The sequence below is a fragment of the Mesorhizobium sanjuanii genome (assembly GCF_002529485.1).
In the GTDB taxonomy this organism is placed as follows: Bacteria; Pseudomonadota; Alphaproteobacteria; order Rhizobiales; family Rhizobiaceae; genus Mesorhizobium; species Mesorhizobium sanjuanii.
Map to the genome: position 1 here is coordinate 67,390 of NZ_NWQG01000013.1, position 15,476 is coordinate 82,865.

Consider the following 15,476-nt stretch of genomic DNA (forward strand, 5'->3'; position numbering starts at 1 on the left):
TTGAGTTCCTTTGTTCGGCCCAGTAGCCGTGTTTGTTTCAAAATCTGACTCAGCGATGCCCTTGGCAATCTCGAGCGCTTATGTCCTGTTGCCGGGCCAGCGCTTCGAGACCTTTGGTGTCGAGCCGCTCATCCAGGGCCTCTCCTACCGCCGAAGCCGGTCAGGAAAGCGGTGAGGTTGTCACCGAGCGCATCGCAAAGATAGCCGCCTTCCTGGACGATGACCGTCGGCAGGTCGAGCCCGGCTATCGCCTCGCCGATGCGCGAGAAGCCAAGCGTCGTCACCGACAGGCCACCGAACGGATCGCCCTCAAAGGCGTCGAGACCGAGCGCCACCACCAGTGCTTCGGGCGCAAAGGCGAGAATGCGCCGGAGGGCAATTGCGAGCGCTTCTAGAAATGCCGCGTCGCCGGATTTGTGTGGCAGCGGCAGGTTGAGGTTGTAGCCGAGGCCGGCGCCTTCGCCGCGCTCGCTGGCGTAGCCCCAGAAAAAGGGATAGAAGCACACCGGGTCGGCATGCAGCGAGACGGTGAGCACGTCAGGCCTTGCGTAGAAGATGCCTTGCGTGCCGTTCCCGTGATGTAAGTCGACGTCGAGGATCGCGACGCGCGCAGCACTCCTGCGCAGGGCCAGCGCCGCGACCGCCGAATTGTTGATAAAGCAGAAGCCGCCAGCGACGTCAGCGAACGCATGGTGGCCGGGCGGTCTGCAAAGCGCGTAGGCCGAAGGCGCCCCTGCTTTCACGGCTTCGGCGGCTTCGACTGCGCTCCAGGCGCTCCAGAGCGCGCTCTTCCAGGTCTCGGTTGAGATCGGGCACACGGTGTCGGCCATATGATAGCCGGCCTGGCCGACCGCCGAAGCGGGGTAAGAGCCGTTGCGGGTGATTGGATGGATATTCGGGATAACTTCTGCCGAGGCGCCATCGATGCGCTGCCACCGCGCGAAAATGTGCTCCAGGAAGTCGAGATATTCGGGTGTGTGCACGGCGGTGATCGGCCCAAGGCCATGATTCTTGGGCCGTTCAACGGTCAAACCGGCTGATGATGCGCCAGCTAACAATATCTCGACCCGTTCCGGCTTTTCAGGGTGGGGCCGGGCTGTGCCGCTGGAGAGGTACGCTTTGGGCTTGTGGCGTTTTTGTTCATTGGCGTAGAAGGCTTTCATCGTCACTCCTCTGGCGCATCGGCAAAGGCGAAGAAGGCCTTGCCGCTGGTCTTCTGGACCTGCTCGCAACTCGACGGGCCGATGCCGAGCTTTCATAGAAAGCCTTGGCCGTCTCATTGGCCGTGTCGACGGGGAGCCTGAGATAGATCCTGCCCGCTGCCTAGCAGTCCTTGGGCACGCGCCGCGCCGCTCTTCCGCTGGTCGCGATTCGGCGCGTGTCAGGCCTTGGGGATGCCGACTCCGAAATACCGCACGTGGGCGACATCGAGGATGCGGTTGACCAAGTTTGAGAAGCTGTATCCGGCGGCCATCGCGGCTAGGGGATATGAAGTACCCATGCCGAGTGCCGGATCTGCGTTGACGTCCAGGACGAAGGGCTGGCCAGAGTGGTCGATCCGGAAATCAACGCGAGCGTAGTCCCGGCATTGGCAGGCATGGAAACTCGCAACCGAAACATCCCGCAGCCTTGCCGCAAGTTTGCTTCCTATTTGAGCCGGGCAAATTTTCTGCGGCCCGTCCGCCATAAACTTCGCCTCCCAAGTCATCATACGGATTTTTCGGTCGCCAAAGTCCTGCTCCACCAGAGGCAACAGTTCGAGCTCGTCGTTTCCCAGCAGCGCCACGGTGATTTCCCGCCCCTCGATGTATTCCTCCACGAGCGCATCTTGCCGGTATCGAGTGCGGATTATTTCTACGGCCTCATCCAACTGAGCAGGCTCATGTGCCAGCTGCAATCCGAAGCTACTGGTTCCGCAACGAGACTTCACTACCAAAGGAAACCGCAGGTCACCGGTACTGTCGGTGCCGTTACGCATCACGCGGAAGTTAGGCGTCGGCACACCGCGATCGCGGATCAGCGTCTTGGCGATGAGCTTGTCCATCGACAGGCCGTGTCCAAGCGGGCTCGATCCAGTATATGGAACGCCGGCCAACTCAAGCATGGCTGGAACTTGGCTGAAACGGCTCTCGCCTTGAATTCCGCTGGCCCTATTGAAGACAATTCCGGAGGGGCGGGATTGCGGATCAGGAGGCATGAACCGCTCCAGCGTAGCGAGCAGCTCCTTGTCGCCTTCGCACAGCAGCGTCTCGTGACCGCCTTCTTGCAATGCCGCCAGCAAGCTTTCGACCTCCTGGCGGTCGCAGACCTCCTGAACCGGCTGACCGAACCGGTTGATCACGCCCGCATGATCGTGGTTCCATACTACAGCTACCCGCATGAGCTACTCCTTGGATGTTGGATTGTTCGAGCAAGTCTCATATAGACCTCCTCCGTCGGACACTGCCGGGCCACTATGGTCGTGACGGCTCTTCACCCTGTCCCATGCAATCCGCGTGCCACCGAAGAATCGTACGAGTAAGAGGCACAAACCCGGATGTTTCACGCCGCGCCGGCGGAATATTTGTGCCCCAGTGTGTCCCGTCCCGAACATAAACGTCTTCGATCGGACACGGCTGACACAAAACGTCGAATGACGACGGTGGCACTTGGGACTTGTATGGGTACGACGAAGTTTAAGCTTCATCTGATTCGGACTGCCATTGGAATACGCATTGACGACGAAGCCGACGTTCGGCCATGGATGAAGGTTGCAAGGCTTGGGAAGGTGGTCGTTGGCTAGCTGCGTGTGGCCTGCTGTCGGTTTTTCGGACACGAGGTTAAGCTAGCATAGCTTGTTCCTCGAACTCGACCGGGCTCAGGTAGCCTAGCGTTGAGTGCCTTCGCCGAGGGTGTTGTGGCCGAGCAGCACCTTGAATAATGCGAATGTCGGTGCCGTTCTCCAGCAAATGCGTGGCGAAGCTATGCCTGAGCGTGTGGACCGTCACACGCTTGTCGATGCCGGCGGCGGCACGCGCCGAGCGGTGCTGAATACAGCACCTGCACGTGCCGCACAGCCGGTCGGCGGTTTTTGCCGCCGCCCCGCATCAACGCTCAAGATTCGTGCCAACTCTCGCAGGATGACAATGAGGTTAGATATGCTGTTTGGTCAACGATTTAGCTAAATCCAGCTAAGGGTTCGGCTGAACACTCTTCTGTCGCACACTTGACAACACCAGACATGCCACCGCGCTGACCCGCTCAGGACTGAGCATGCTGATGGAGGGTCAGAAGGTGTTTGTCCAATGCGGGCAGGGCAAGAAAGGCCTGGAAGTTCGGAGCATTCGGCTCGCTTAGAGCCAAAGGCGTTGGCCCCACCGAAATCGCGCCTCAGACAAAGAAAAGGCCCGCTACCGGGAGGAGGTGGCAGCGGGCTCTATTTCGAATGAGACGCGGGAGGAGGTGCGCCCCATTCAGCGTCGGCACCACATCTGGGAGGAGTAGATGGCCGACACCATGATCATACCGATCGTCGCGGATATTGCAATGCACAAATTCTATATCGCAAGTGCGAAATGATGTCGGATCCGCTTAGTCGATCCTTAAAAAATTGCGGTCAGGCTGCGGCTTTCTTGCGGGCACGCTTGGCAGGTACCGGCGTTCCCGGTTCCTTCGGCTTGCGGCCCAGACCCATGGTCTTGGCCAATGCCGAGCGCGCCGCAGCGTAATTCGGCGCCACCATGGGATAGTCCGCCGGCAGCCCCCATTTCGCGCGATATTCGTCGGGCGTAAGGCCATAGTGGGTAGCCAGGTGACGCTTGAGCGACTTGAACTTCTTACCGTCCTCAAGGCTGACGATGTAATCGGGCATAACCGATTTCCTGATCGGTACGGCAGGCTTGAGAGCTTCCGGCTTTTCTGGTGCGGCGCCACCAGCAGTGCCTTTCAATGCGATGTGGATCTGGCCGATAAGCCCAGGCAGTTCACCGACGGGAACCGGATTGTTCGAAACATAGGCTGAGACGACATGGGCGGTGAGTTCGATGAGGTTGTCAGCTTTGCTCTCGGTTTCGTCGGTCATGAAAACGCTCCTGCGGAATTAGACTAGCCGGTTAAGAATCACTTCATAGCTTAATAGTGACGACCGCGTTTGATGGCAACCAAGCCATTTGCATGACGTGCTGGCGGATCGCTACACACCCGGCCGCTGTTACGGATCTTCCTCTTGAACCGTCATCGCCCTGACAACACATTGTGCCAGGGTCGGCTCGCGTCGATGCGGCGCCTCTTCACACAAATTGGCTATTTGGAAGGTTGGAGGAACTAATGAACGCTGAGGCTTTCAGCAGCCCGCTTTTCGTGAGGCGCGCAACGCACATCATCCAAGAGATTGCCGGCCTTGCCGATGCAATCGATTTTCTCAACGAATGGCCGGAAGACCGCAGAGACCTGATCCACGAAGCCGCCCTGAGGGCATGCTACGATGCATACGATGGGCGCAAGCCGGTAAGCACGGCGCGCAACGCCTTTTTCGGTTTTGCGAAGCGGGTCGCCATATTGGAAGATGCAACCTCCGCGATGCAGTGGATCGCCGCCTGCAGATCGGGCAGTGGAAAAGTGCAGGTGTAGACCTCGACGACTTGTTTGAGACTGGCGAGGCGCGTCAAAGGGTGCACTATGTCCAGGTTTCACAGCTAGACCACGCGAATGAGAAGCTGTTCCTCACCACCGACTGCAAAACCGCAGGTCGCACGCAAGCTCAGTGGCGCAGATGCAGCCGTCGCGTTCGGCTGAGTAAAGAAATGCGACCCGGGCTGTTTGCCGCATAGTGGCTGTGGAGGAGGGGGATGACCGGGTTGATCAGATTTGAGAGGCCAGTCGTTGTTCAGCTTAGCCGCCGCAGCTCGGAGCGTGTTGTGTCCGACGTCAAAGACGCGGCCGCTATCTTGCTGCGGGATCTGCATCATGAGACCGACAAACGCAGGATCGCGATGGACACCTGCCTGCAGGTGTTACGCGGTAAGACCCATCCACCAGCCGCCCGACGAGCTTTCGTCGCAGCCGCGCTCGAAGCACGCATTCTGCGCAGCGATTGAGATTTAGGACGCCGCTCATGAATTTCGGGCATCTGCGCATCGCGATTGGGCGCGGTCCGAACACCTTTGCCGGCATCGGCCAGGAGCAAGCCAACCCCGCACTTTCCGCGATGGCTTTCCTGGTCCGGCGCCGGATCTTCACCATCAAAACACGGGGGTCCGCCAGCCAGCTGCGGCCGCTCGGCTTCGCCGTCGCGGTGATCGTGATTGGAAACAGAGGCAGACCGGGCCATTGAGCGGGAGTTGGCCCGCTGCAGATGGTGGAGCGTCGATGCCGCCTCAAAAGTCTCCAGAAGTGCCGTTTGAACCTTCCCCCAGCTTGGCCCTGCATCCGGTTTCCCGGAACACGCTCCGCGGACCGGCGCCGCGTGATCGCCAATGCCTCTCCCGATGGTCGGGAGCGGGGTTTCGGCGATCAAGATCGGGGAGACGATAGTGATACTGGATGATCCCAAAAGGGAATAATCCGAAACTGGCTGGCTGTGAGCCGTCTCGTTTCTGGCCGGCTCATTTGAGGCCCAAGCCTCCTTCGATCGTCCGCCAACGGCGGCCTCTGGAACAGCTGACTTCGACGCGCCATGACAAGGGCCTCCGCCAGGCCAAGGTTGCCGAGGCGCTTCGGCAGCTCGATTTCCTTGGGTGCGCCGGATGGACTTCCCTAGACTAGATCTTCCGAGTGTGGAGTCGCCGCTCACCGCCGGCGAGGATCGTGTCCCGGGGCGTGGTGTAGCTGGCGGCATTGGTCGCCGTGCTCTCCGGCATGGGCCGGGCTGATCAGCGTGCCACGGCTGGCAGGCTGATGAGGGGATCATCGCTCATCTGGCTGATCGTTTCCAGGGTCATGTATCTGGCCCGCTGCACTGCCCATTCATCGTTCTGTTCGAGCAGGATAGCGCCGACGAGGCGCACGATCGCATCGTCGTTCGGGAAGATTCCGACGACCTCGGTGCGCCGCTTGATCTCGCCGTTGAGACGCTCGATCGGATTCGTCGAGTGGAGCTTGGCGCGATGTTCCTTCGGGACGGTCATGTAGGCCAGCACGTCGGGCTCGGCGTCATCCATGATTGTCGCCAGCTTCGGCACCTTCGGCCGGATCTGGTCGGCGACGGCGCGCCATTGGGCGCTTGCGGCCTCGGGCGTTTCCTGGGCGAAAGCGGTGGCGATGAAGGCCGAGACGACCCTGCGGCCGCTCTTGCCGGCGTGCGCCAGCACGTTCCTCATGGAGTGGACGCGGCACCTCTGCCAAGTGGCGCTGAGCACCTTGGTGACAGCCGCCTTGAGGCCTTCATGTGCGTCGGAGACGACGAGCTTGACGCCGCGCAGGCCGCGACGGGTCAGCTTGCGCAGGAACTCGGTCCAGATCGGCTCGGCCTCCGACGTGCCGATCTCCATGCCAAGCACCTCGCGCCGGCCGTCCGCGTTGACGCCGACGGCGATGATGACGGCGACCGAGACGATCCGCCCACCGCGGCGGACCTTCAGGTAAGTGGCGTCGATCCACAGGTATGGCCAATCGCCCTCGATCGGCCGCTCAAGGAAGGCCTTCACCTTGCCGTCGATCTCCTCGCACAGCCGCGAGACCTGGCTCTTGGAGATGCCGCTCATCCCCATGGCCTTGACCAAGTCGTCAACCGACCGGGTCGAGATGCCTTGCACATAAGTTCCTGGATGACGGCGGTCAGCGCCTTCTCGGCCATGCGGCGCGGTTCGAGGAAACCCGGGAAGTAGCTTCCCTTCCTGAGCTTCGGGATGCGCAGCTCAACCGTGCCGGCCCGCGTCTCCCAGTCCCGGTCGCGGTACCCATTGCGCTGGGCGAGCCGCAGCGGGGTCTTCTCGCCATAGCCGGCGTCGGTGGCCGCGCCCACCTCCAGCTCCATAAGCCGCTCGGCGGCAAAGCCGATCATCTCGCGCAGCAGATCGGCATCCGGGGTCTTCTCCACGAGCGTGCGCAGGTTCATCATGTCGTCGGTCATCGGTGGTCCTTCCGAAATGGGTTGGCGTCAACAACCAAACCCTACCGGAAAGCGCCGATGACCACCGACACGCCGCTCACTCGCTACTAACGGCGCGCTCGCGAGCGGCTTCGTAACCGCCGAGCTACACCACCTGATGGGACACGACCCCGGCGACCCCGGCGGGGGAGGGTGAGCGAGCCCTACGCGGTCTGCGATTTTTCCCGAATTGCGCGTGCCGCAGCCACCATGTTCATCAGGGCAGGGCGGACCTCCTGCCATCTGCGCGTTTTGAGACCGCAGTCGGGATTCACCCACAGTTGGCCATCCAACAATCGCTCGCGCGCAAGCATGATGAGGTTGGAAATCTCCCCCACTTCCGGGACCCGCGGCGAGTGAATGTCATAGACGCCAGGACCGATCCCGTTCGGATACTTGAAGGTTCGAAGCGTATCGAGCAGTTCCATCTGCGAGCGCGAGGTTTCAATGGAGATCACATCGGCATCCATTTCGGCAATCGCGTCCACGATATCGCCGAACTCGGAGTAGCACATATGGGTGTGGATCTGGGTCGCATCGCCGACCGCCGTTGAAGCCAGCCGGAAGCATTCGACGGCCCAGTCGAGATAGGCCTCCCAGTCGGCCTCGCGCAGCGGCAAGCCCTCGCGCAGTGCCGCTTCGTCGATCTGGATCATCCTGGCGCCGGCCTTTTCGAGGTCGCTCGCTTCATCGCGAATGGCGAGCGCGACCTGGCGGCAGACGGCTGAGCGCGGAAGATCGTCTCGGACGAAGGACCAGTTGAGGATCGTCACCGGGCCGGTAAGCATGCCCTTCATCGGCTTTGGCGTCAGCGACTGGGCATATCGCCACCAGTGTAGTGTCATCGGATTTTGTCGCGACACATCTCCAATGATGATCGGGGGTCGCACAAAGCGCGAGCCATAGCTCTGCACCCACCCGTGTTGCGTGAAGGCGAAGCCGCAGAGCTGCTCAGCGAAATACTGCACCATATCGTTGCGCTCGAATTCGCCGTGGACCAGCACGTCGAGTCCGATCTCTTCTTGCCAGCGAACGGCGGCTTCTATCTCTTTCTTCAGGAACGCCTCATAGTCGACGTAACTCAAATCGCCTTTGGCATGGGCTGCCCGCGCCTTGCGAACCTCGGCTGTTTGCGGGAAGGAGCCGATCGTCGTGGTGGGAAAGGAAGGCAAGCCAAACGTGTCGGCCTGAAGCTTGGAGCGCACGGCGAATGCGCTCTTCCGGCGCGTCATGCCGACCTTGATGCTGGCGACCCGGCCTTCGACGAGCGGATCATGCACCTTCGCGGATGTCGCGCGAACGGCGGCAGCCTCAGCCGACGCCTCCAGTTCGGCGGCGACCGCGTCCCGGCCTTCGGCCAGGGCACGGGCGAGCACGACCAGCTCGCCGGTCTTTTGCGCCGCGAAGGCGAGCCACGACTTCACATCCGCATCGAGTTCCGTCTCCATGTCCAGGTCGATCGGCACATGCAGCATCGAGCAGGATGGGGCGATCTCCACGCGGTCCAGCGGCCAGCCGGCGACGATCGGCTTGATGCGGTCAAGTATGGCAGGCAGGTTCGCACGCCAGACGTTGCGGCCGTCGATCAGTCCGAGCGAGAGCACAAGTTCCTTCTGCGCGAGCCGGCCGACGGTCTCCAACTGCTCTGGAGCGCGCACGAGATCGACGTGCAGTCCCGCCACGGGCAGAGAAATTGCGGTCTCGAGATTGTCTCCCAGCGATCCGAAATAGGTAGCGACCATGATCTTCAACTCCGGTGCTGCTTTTGACAGCCGGCAGTAGGCGAATTGGAGCGCATCCCGTTCATTGGGAACCAGATCGACCACGAGCGCCGGCTCATCGATCTGCACCCAATCGGCTCCCGCGAGCTTCAGCCTCCGCAGGAGCTCCTCGTAGACGGGCAGCAGCCGTGGCAGGAGCGCGATAGGGTTGAAACCTTCCTCAGGTGACTTCGCCAACTTGAGAAAAGTAACCGGTCCAAGCAGGACCGGGCGCGTGTGGATGCCGAGCGCCTTGGCCTCGAGGAAATGATCGACCGGTTTCGCCGACGAGAGGGCAAAGCTCTGATCGTCGGTAAGTTCCGGCACAATGTAGTGATAGTTGGTGTCGAACCATTTGGTCATTTCCATCGCGGCAAGGCCATGCCCGTTGGCCGCATGCTCGTCACCGGCATGTCCGCAATCAGCGGCCTGATCTTGGTTGCCGCGCGCCATTGCGAAATAGATATCGAGTGGGACCTCGCAGTCAGTCCAGGCGTATCGTGCCGGCACGGCGCCGACCATGGCAACGGTGTCGAGCACATGGTCATAAAGCGAGAAATCGTTGGAGGGGATTTTCGACACGCCGCGATCGTGCTGCTCCCTCCAGCTAGCGGCGCGTAGCGCCTTCGCCATCGCGAGCAGGTCGGCAGCGGGAGATTTTCCGGACCAGTAGCTTTCAAGCGCGAATTTCAGTTCCCGCCGTCGACCGATACGCGGCACGCCGAGCGTCGCCACAGGAATTCGTTGAGAGACAGTCATGCCATACCCCGATGGTTGGGGCGTGGGGACAAGGAACGCGCGAGCAGGCGGCACGAAGCCGGGCTACCGCGGCCACCGAGACACCCCGCCCGTGGACGTTGTTCGTCGTGGCAGGTCTCCTGGCTCGCGGGTCAAAGCCTCTGCCCGTCTTCCCGAGGCCGTTCGCCTCAGTGACACCAATGGGCTTGGCTCGCCGCTAACAGTTGCGGGGGCAGCGCCGGCATCGCACCGGCTTCCCTCTTAGCTCCGCTACGGCAGTGCCGCGCGGAGAACCACGACATGCGCACAATCACAGCCGCTTCGCTCCTTGTCAATACATATAACGAGATGTTTATGTGATGATGCGAATAATGCCCTTGTGCTGATCGGTCTCTTTCGCCCAAAGCTGCATACGATGCGGCCTCTCATCAGTGCAGGCTCGGAGAGGTCCTTGTCCCCATCGGCGACGCCGGATCAGATCGAGGTCGCCGGGCTCAAGGGCGTAAAGTCGGGCCAGGTTGTCACGGTCCGCCGGGAATCACAGTATTTGTACCCCGCTCGGCTTCGCTCAGCGTGCTTGCGCATTCCAGCGCGCTGATGACCATGGCCGGAAGCGGAAAGGAGAGGTGGCGCCTCAGGTCGGCGGGCTGGGGCTGGGCCGCCAGCGTCTCGAACAATTGCGCGGCGATCGCCTCGACCTGCTGCGCGAGCAGCTTCGCCCTGCGGTTGCTGAAGGCCGGCGCCACGATCGTGCGTAACCGGGCATGCTCGCCCCCTCGTGCGAGACCAGCCATCCCGGCGAACCGAGAATCACCGAATCCGGGGTGAATGCCGGACTCTCTAAGCGATGGAAGCGCGGAAGGTGACCGGCAGACGCTGCGGGCAGCGAATGACGTAAGACGGCATGTAGACGACGTCCTCCGCAGCGATGGTCAGCGCCAGATCCTCCAGCCGCCCGAACAGCGCGGGGAAGGCGCAGCGCAATTCCAGGCGCGCCAGCGCAGCGCCCAGGCAGGAATGCGGCCCCTCGCCGAATGACAAATGCGGGTTGTGCCGCCGGGTGACATCGAACCTGTCGGCGCCGGGACCGAAGGCCTTTTCGTCCCGGTTCGCCGCATGGAACGCCATCAGGACGGCATCGCCGCGGCGGACCATGCATCCGTCGATCTCCACGTCCTGGGTGGCATAGCGGAACGGCAGATTGGCCGCTGAGCTGCCCCAGCGCAGGATCTCCTCGATCGCCTGTGACCACGGAACTTGGCCGCTGCGCACCAAGTGCAGTTGCTGCGGATGCGTCAGCAATGCCAGCACGCCATTGCCGATGACGCCGGCGGTGGTCACGAAGCCCGCAGAGAGCACCATGAACAGCATGTCGATGAGCTCGGTGTCGGAAACGAGCTCGCCTTTGTCGCGGGCGACGATCAGGGCCGAAGCCAGATCATCGCCGAGCTGGCCCCGCTTGAGCGCGATAAGGCGACGGAAGAACTCCGGGATGCGCTGCCGCGTCTGTCGCACCTCTTCGGCTGTGGCGGAGGTGTTGGCCAGGCTGTAGGTGAGCGCGACGATCTCTTCACGCTGTTCGTCCGGCAAACCGAACAGTTCGGCAATCACGTTGGTGGGCAGCGGAACGGCGAACTCGCAAATCAGATCGGCACTGCCGCCGCGCTGCGCCATCTCGGCCAGGAGTCGATCGACGCATTGTTCGATCCGTGGCGCCAGCAAGGCGATACGACTGGGCGCGAAGCTGCTGGACAGCAGGCCGCGCAAGCGACGGTGATCGGCGCCGTGCGCCGTGGTCATGTTGTCCACTTTGCATATCCCGATCAGCGGATGATCCTCGGGAATCTCGCCGTCCTGCAGCGCCCGCCACTGTCGCCAGTCCTTGTTGAAACGGTGGTCGGAAAGCATCTGCCTGATCGTCTGGTGACGGCCTGCCGCCCAGGCCACCACACCGCCTGGCAGCGACACTCGCGCCATCCCCCCCTGCTGCAGAATCGCAGAAGAAAGACGATCAAGTTGCGTGGGAGCGGCCGGCACACCGATCACGTCGCAATGATCGTTTTCTACGCGCATGCCAACAACTCCTTTAAGAACCATCGCGGGTCCACTTCTCGGCACGGATGATCCGCGCGCGGACTTCGAAAGTGCCCCTTTTGTGTGGTTCGTCCTCAGAAGCGGTAGGTGAGACCTGCGCCTATCAACCAGGGATCGAGCTTGGCCTTGCCCGTGAGCTTGGCGCCGGCGACAGTGACGTCGAAGTCGGGCTTGAGGAAAAGCTTCTTCACGTCGAAGTTGACGCCCCAGTGCTGGTCCACCATGTAGTCGAATCCGACCTGCAGCGCGGCGCCGAATGTGTTCTTAACCTTGAGATCATCGGCGCTGCCGACTTGCTGATGATAGAAGATCGTATAGTTCACGCCGGCGCCGATATAGGGCTCGAAGGCGCCGAAATCGGTAAAATGATACTGCAATGTCACCGTTGGCGGCAGCAGCCAAACCTTGCCGACCTTGCCCAGCCCGCCGATCGCACCTTGGCCATCGATGTTGGCATAGGTGGTGCCGAGTATGAGTTCGGCGGCGATGTTGTCCGTGAAGAAGTACGAAATATCGAGTTCCGGCGTCACGGTGTTCGAATACGAAAGACCGGAGCCGGGCACCGCATTGACATAGCCCGAATCCTCGGTGATCACCCCCAACGCACGCAGGCGGATCTGCCAGGGGCTTGGCGCTTCCGCGACGCAGGCTTCTGCCTGCGGGACGCTCGCGGCTTGATGAACATCTGCCGCGCCGGCCTGTCCCGCAACGATGAGGACGACAGCCGCTGTCATTGCCCGCGCCACGCCAATTCGCGCTCTCGCCATACTTTTCTCTCCTTGATCTTCAGAAGCGACGCACTGCGCCTTGATTGAATCCTGCTCGCATCAATCGAGATTGACGGAGCGCTCATGCGGGAGAGCCCCCGCATGTGTCGTGCCAAATGAGAAAATCATTGCAAAACAACGCGATCATTCTGATAGCGCTGTGTCTCATGTCCGACTTCGTCGAAGATCCGACAATGAGTGTAGCCGTGGCCGCCCCCGGTAGCCGTTCGTCAACATCGGCCGCCAGTTCGTTGGCACGCTCGTACTCTGGCGTATTCTGCGCTCAGCGCCTTGATCGTCGCCTGCTGCTTCGCCGTCAGGCGGGGGGACGTTCCAGCCAGTTGGCGCAGTCCGTGGGCGTGTCCGTAAGGCGTCTCGACCGCGACCGATATGGGCAGGAAATCCTTTGGCAGCATGCGCCAGCCGCCACGCGATCGGGCTTGTAGCGGATCGCGTTCAAGCCCTCGCGCAGCTCCGTCGCCACGCGCCGCCCGGTCTTGGCCGCGCCCGGCAGGAACGGTTGTATCCGCGACCATTCCTCATGCGTCAGATCGGAGGGGATAGCGCTTGGTCTTCTTCTTGATATCGGCCATCCGGCCACGCGTCGCTCGGGTCCACATCCCAAGCTTGAAACACGATTAATCCCGCCAATCCGCTGCCCCCCTGCAGCAGGCCCCTCTTCTTGCGGCAATTAATCCTGCTTCGGTTTGAAATTCGCTACGAGAGCACGATATCGTTGTGACGACCGACCTGGATTGATCATCAAGTGGCCGATACCGCCGTAGAATGCGACGAAAAGGCGCGTAGTCGCTCTCAACCCCCGGGCCGGCCGCCGCGCAATCGTGCGGTGATGAAGCACTCCGATGTCCTTGGCGGGCTCGATTACCTGGCGGCGGACTATCACCGGCAGGATTTCTCCAAGCATGTCCACAACGAGTATCTAATCGGGCTGATCGAGCGAGGCGTCCACGATGTCTGGTGCCGAGGTGAGGTTTGGCACGCCGGTAGCGGCACCATCGCGACCTTCGCGCCCGGCGAACCGCATTTCGGGGGTGCTGGTGACGATCTTGGCTGGACCCAGAAGATCTTCTACATGCCCGAAGGCCTTGTCCGGCAAGTCCTTGAGGACAGCGGCCAAAACGAACCCGGAACGATCGACTTCAAAAGCCCGTTCCAGGAGAATGCCCCAGTTGCACACGGCCTCAGCGCGTTTTGGCGCCTGCTTGAGCATGGGCATAGCTCGGCACTGGAGATCGAGGAGTATCTAATCCGTTTCCTGCCCCACGTCCTCGCACAAGTCGGCAGGTCGCGCGTTGCAGAGCCAAAATTCGTGCCGTCGAGGTTCCGCGACGTGCGTGACTTCATCCATGCCCACTTTGACGAAGTTCTGCAGCTCGCCGCCCTGGCCGCCCTCGCCGGATGCTCCAAGGCGACGTTGATCGATGGCTTCAAGGCGCATTTCGGGTTGCCCCCCACCCGCTACCTGATCCAGGTTCGCATTGACGAGGCGCGACGGCTGCTGAGGCGAGGTCAGCAGGTCGCCGAAGTCGCCGTCGCGGTCGGGTTCGCGGACCAGAGCCACCTGACCCGGCATTTCAAGGCCGTGTTGGGGGTGACGCCGGCACGTTACCTCTCGGTTTGAATATCGTTCAATATAGCGCGTGGCGAACCGTCTAGCTTGGACGCTCAATGGCAGAAAAGAGCGTCAAGACCATGAACGAAAGCAAGCAGACCCGCCCCCGCGGCTTCACCAGCGACAACATCGCCGGCGTCTCCCCCGAGGTGATCGCAGCCATCACCGCATGCGCGTCGGGTCAGGCGGCTCCCTACGGCAACGATGAGCTGACGCATACCGTCGAGCGCCAGCTCGCCGAGCTGTTCGAGCATGCGGTCGACGTGTTCCTCGTTTCGACGGGGTCGGCGGCGAACGCGCTGGCGCTCGCGGCGATTACCCCGCCATGGGGCAGCATCCTCTCGCACGCCGACGCGCACATCAACCGCGACGAGTGCGGCGCGCCGGAGTTCTACACCGCCGGTGCGAAGTTGGTGCAGCTTCCAGGCGGGGCCGGCAAAATCGACATCGACGCCTTGGCGGCCAATGCAACGCGTATGGCGGGCGATATCCACTCGGTCCAGCCCTCCAGCGTCAGCATCACGCAGGCGACCGAGATGGGATCGGTCTACGCGCTCGACGAAATCAAGGCGATCGGACATATCTGCCGGTCAGCGAACCTGCCGCTCCACATGGACGGTGCTCGCTTCGCCAACGCCCTCGTCACTCTGCGCTGCTCGCCGGCCGAGATGACGTGGAAGGCCGGCGTCGACCTTGTGTCATTTGGCGCCACCAAGAATGGAACGTTTGGGGTCGATGCGGTCGTCTCGTTCCGCAGAGATCTCGCGAGCACGATAGCTTTTCGCCAAAAGCGAGCCGGCCAGTTGAGTTCCAAGATGCGCTTCATGGCGGCGCAAATGGACCATTATCTGAGGGACGGCGTCTGGCTTCGCAACGCGACCCATGCCAATTCGATGGCATCGGCGCTCGCGCGGGGGTTGGCCCTGGTGCCGGGCGTGAAAATCCAGCAGCGCCCCGAGGCCAACATCCTGTTCTGCCGACTTCCCACGCCCCTGATCCGAGGGCTCCTCGACATGGGATTCCGCTTCTACCATGATCGCTGGGAGCCCGGAATCGTGAGGTTCGTCACCTCTTTCGCGACGACCGAGGCGGACGTGTCCGACTTGATCGGCGCGGCAACCAGCCTCTGCGCACCGGTCGGCTCGGCTCGTGTTCCGGCTGGCGCCGAATGAGTTGTGGCGACCGTCGAGCGCTCTCGCCGCCCGTCACGGATATCCCTCTTTGCTCGAATGCATTGTCCGAGCGTTCTGGCCGCACGAGCATCTCAGGCTGTATCGTTTGTCCCAGGCCCTTTTAGACTTGCAGCTTCATCTTACCTCGGCAAGGCGGCTTCACCGTGCAGTAGCGATGTGACCGGGTTGATTTTCTGTAAGAAGGTACCCTATCTGCGCAATTGACCTCAAGTCATCCCGGAATAC

The 15,476-nt window shown here is 61.7% G+C and carries 11 protein-coding genes, 3 pseudogenes and 1 riboswitch; of the genes and pseudogenes, 5 read left to right on the forward strand and 9 right to left on the reverse strand.

Annotated elements, in window-relative coordinates:
• Window positions 1–128: 128 nt before the first annotated feature.
• The 4 genes and pseudogenes from CN311_RS03140 to CN311_RS03165 all read right to left on the reverse strand — a co-directional run bounded on the left by CN311_RS03140 (window position 129) and on the right by CN311_RS03165 (window position 4,060).
• The gene (locus CN311_RS03140; protein ID WP_097571950.1) at window positions 129–1,163 is read right to left on the reverse strand and encodes a histone deacetylase family protein; all 1,035 of its coding nucleotides are present in this window, start codon (window positions 1,161–1,163) and stop codon (window positions 129–131) included.
• A gap of 218 nt (window positions 1,164–1,381) precedes the next feature.
• Window positions 1,382–2,380 (reverse strand): D-alanine--D-alanine ligase family protein, encoded by a 999-nt coding sequence (locus CN311_RS03150; RefSeq protein ID WP_097571951.1) that lies wholly within the window; start codon window positions 2,378–2,380, stop codon window positions 1,382–1,384.
• Window positions 2,381–2,887: 507 nt separating this feature from the next.
• A pseudogene (locus tag CN311_RS03155) lies at window positions 2,888–3,045 on the reverse strand (tyrosine-type recombinase/integrase); the annotation flags it as partial.
• A 550-nt stretch (window positions 3,046–3,595) separates the two neighbouring features.
• Entirely contained in the window at window positions 3,596–4,060 is a 465-nt protein-coding gene (locus CN311_RS03165; RefSeq protein ID WP_097571952.1) for a Ros/MucR family transcriptional regulator, read from the reverse strand.
• Window positions 4,061–4,305: 245 nt separating this feature from the next.
• Between CN311_RS03165 and CN311_RS03170 the strand changes: the two genes are divergently transcribed.
• The 3 genes from CN311_RS03170 to CN311_RS03180 all read left to right on the forward strand — a co-directional run bounded on the left by CN311_RS03170 (window position 4,306) and on the right by CN311_RS03180 (window position 5,311).
• Window positions 4,306–4,608: a DUF982 domain-containing protein gene (locus CN311_RS03170; RefSeq protein WP_097571953.1), complete on the forward strand. Its 303-nt coding sequence runs from the start codon at window positions 4,306–4,308 to the stop codon at window positions 4,606–4,608.
• Window positions 4,609–4,826: 218 nt separating this feature from the next.
• Window positions 4,827–5,075: a DUF982 domain-containing protein gene (locus tag CN311_RS03175; RefSeq protein ID WP_097571954.1), complete on the forward strand. Its 249-nt coding sequence runs from the start codon at window positions 4,827–4,829 to the stop codon at window positions 5,073–5,075.
• Window positions 5,076–5,092: 17 nt separating this feature from the next.
• Complete coding sequence (locus CN311_RS03180; protein ID WP_097571955.1) at window positions 5,093–5,311, forward strand: hypothetical protein; 219 nt, start codon at window positions 5,093–5,095, stop codon at window positions 5,309–5,311.
• 538 nt (window positions 5,312–5,849) lie between these two features.
• Here CN311_RS03180 and CN311_RS03185 read toward each other — a convergent pair.
• The 5 genes and pseudogenes from CN311_RS03185 to CN311_RS03205 form a co-directional block, all read right to left on the reverse strand.
• Window positions 5,850–7,048 (reverse strand): annotated as a pseudogene (locus CN311_RS03185) (IS256 family transposase).
• A gap of 182 nt (window positions 7,049–7,230) precedes the next feature.
• Window positions 7,231–9,561 (reverse strand): 5-methyltetrahydropteroyltriglutamate--homocysteine S-methyltransferase, encoded by a 2,331-nt coding sequence (gene metE / locus CN311_RS03190; RefSeq protein WP_097571956.1) that lies wholly within the window; start codon window positions 9,559–9,561, stop codon window positions 7,231–7,233.
• A 116-nt stretch (window positions 9,562–9,677) separates the two neighbouring features.
• Window positions 9,678–9,877, reverse strand: a riboswitch (cobalamin riboswitch).
• A 274-nt stretch (window positions 9,878–10,151) separates the two neighbouring features.
• Window positions 10,152–10,396: pseudogene (locus tag CN311_RS03195) on the reverse strand (cytochrome P450); the annotation flags it as partial.
• Between the two features lie 8 nt (window positions 10,397–10,404).
• Entirely contained in the window at window positions 10,405–11,637 is a 1,233-nt protein-coding gene (locus CN311_RS03200) for a cytochrome P450 family protein (RefSeq protein ID WP_097571957.1), read from the reverse strand.
• A gap of 95 nt (window positions 11,638–11,732) precedes the next feature.
• Window positions 11,733–12,392, reverse strand: a complete 660-nt coding sequence (locus CN311_RS03205; RefSeq protein WP_425351049.1) for an OmpW/AlkL family protein — start codon at window positions 12,390–12,392, stop codon at window positions 11,733–11,735.
• Window positions 12,393–13,191: 799 nt separating this feature from the next.
• On the opposite strand from CN311_RS03205, the gene CN311_RS03215 reads away from it, so the two are divergent.
• Both CN311_RS03215 and CN311_RS03220 read left to right on the forward strand, forming a co-directional pair.
• Window positions 13,192–14,067: an AraC family transcriptional regulator gene (locus tag CN311_RS03215; protein WP_097571960.1), complete on the forward strand. Its 876-nt coding sequence runs from the start codon at window positions 13,192–13,194 to the stop codon at window positions 14,065–14,067.
• Between the two features lie 47 nt (window positions 14,068–14,114).
• Complete coding sequence (locus CN311_RS03220; RefSeq protein WP_245440708.1) at window positions 14,115–15,230, forward strand: threonine aldolase family protein; 1,116 nt, start codon at window positions 14,115–14,117, stop codon at window positions 15,228–15,230.
• The last annotated feature ends 246 nt before the right edge of the window (window positions 15,231–15,476 follow it).

What these genes read in the sequence shown, in the direction of transcription:
- CN311_RS03140 (WP_097571950.1), bottom strand. Translation starts at nt 1,163, where the DNA reads ATGAAAGCCTTCTACGCCAATGAACAAAAACGCCACAAGCCCAAAGCG.
- CN311_RS03150 (WP_097571951.1), bottom strand. Translation starts at nt 2,380, where the DNA reads ATGCGGGTAGCTGTAGTATGGAACCACGATCATGCGGGCGTGATCAAC.
- CN311_RS03165 (WP_097571952.1), bottom strand. Translation starts at nt 4,060, where the DNA reads ATGACCGACGAAACCGAGAGCAAAGCTGACAACCTCATCGAACTCACC.
- CN311_RS03170 (WP_097571953.1), top strand. Translation starts at nt 4,306, where the DNA reads ATGAACGCTGAGGCTTTCAGCAGCCCGCTTTTCGTGAGGCGCGCAACG.
- CN311_RS03175 (WP_097571954.1), top strand. Translation starts at nt 4,827, where the DNA reads ATGACCGGGTTGATCAGATTTGAGAGGCCAGTCGTTGTTCAGCTTAGC.
- CN311_RS03180 (WP_097571955.1), top strand. Translation starts at nt 5,093, where the DNA reads ATGAATTTCGGGCATCTGCGCATCGCGATTGGGCGCGGTCCGAACACC.
- CN311_RS03200 (WP_097571957.1), bottom strand. Translation starts at nt 11,637, where the DNA reads ATGCGCGTAGAAAACGATCATTGCGACGTGATCGGTGTGCCGGCCGCT.
- CN311_RS03205 (WP_425351049.1), bottom strand. Translation starts at nt 12,392, where the DNA reads ATGACAGCGGCTGTCGTCCTCATCGTTGCGGGACAGGCCGGCGCGGCA.
- CN311_RS03220 (WP_245440708.1), top strand. Translation starts at nt 14,115, where the DNA reads ATGGCAGAAAAGAGCGTCAAGACCATGAACGAAAGCAAGCAGACCCGC.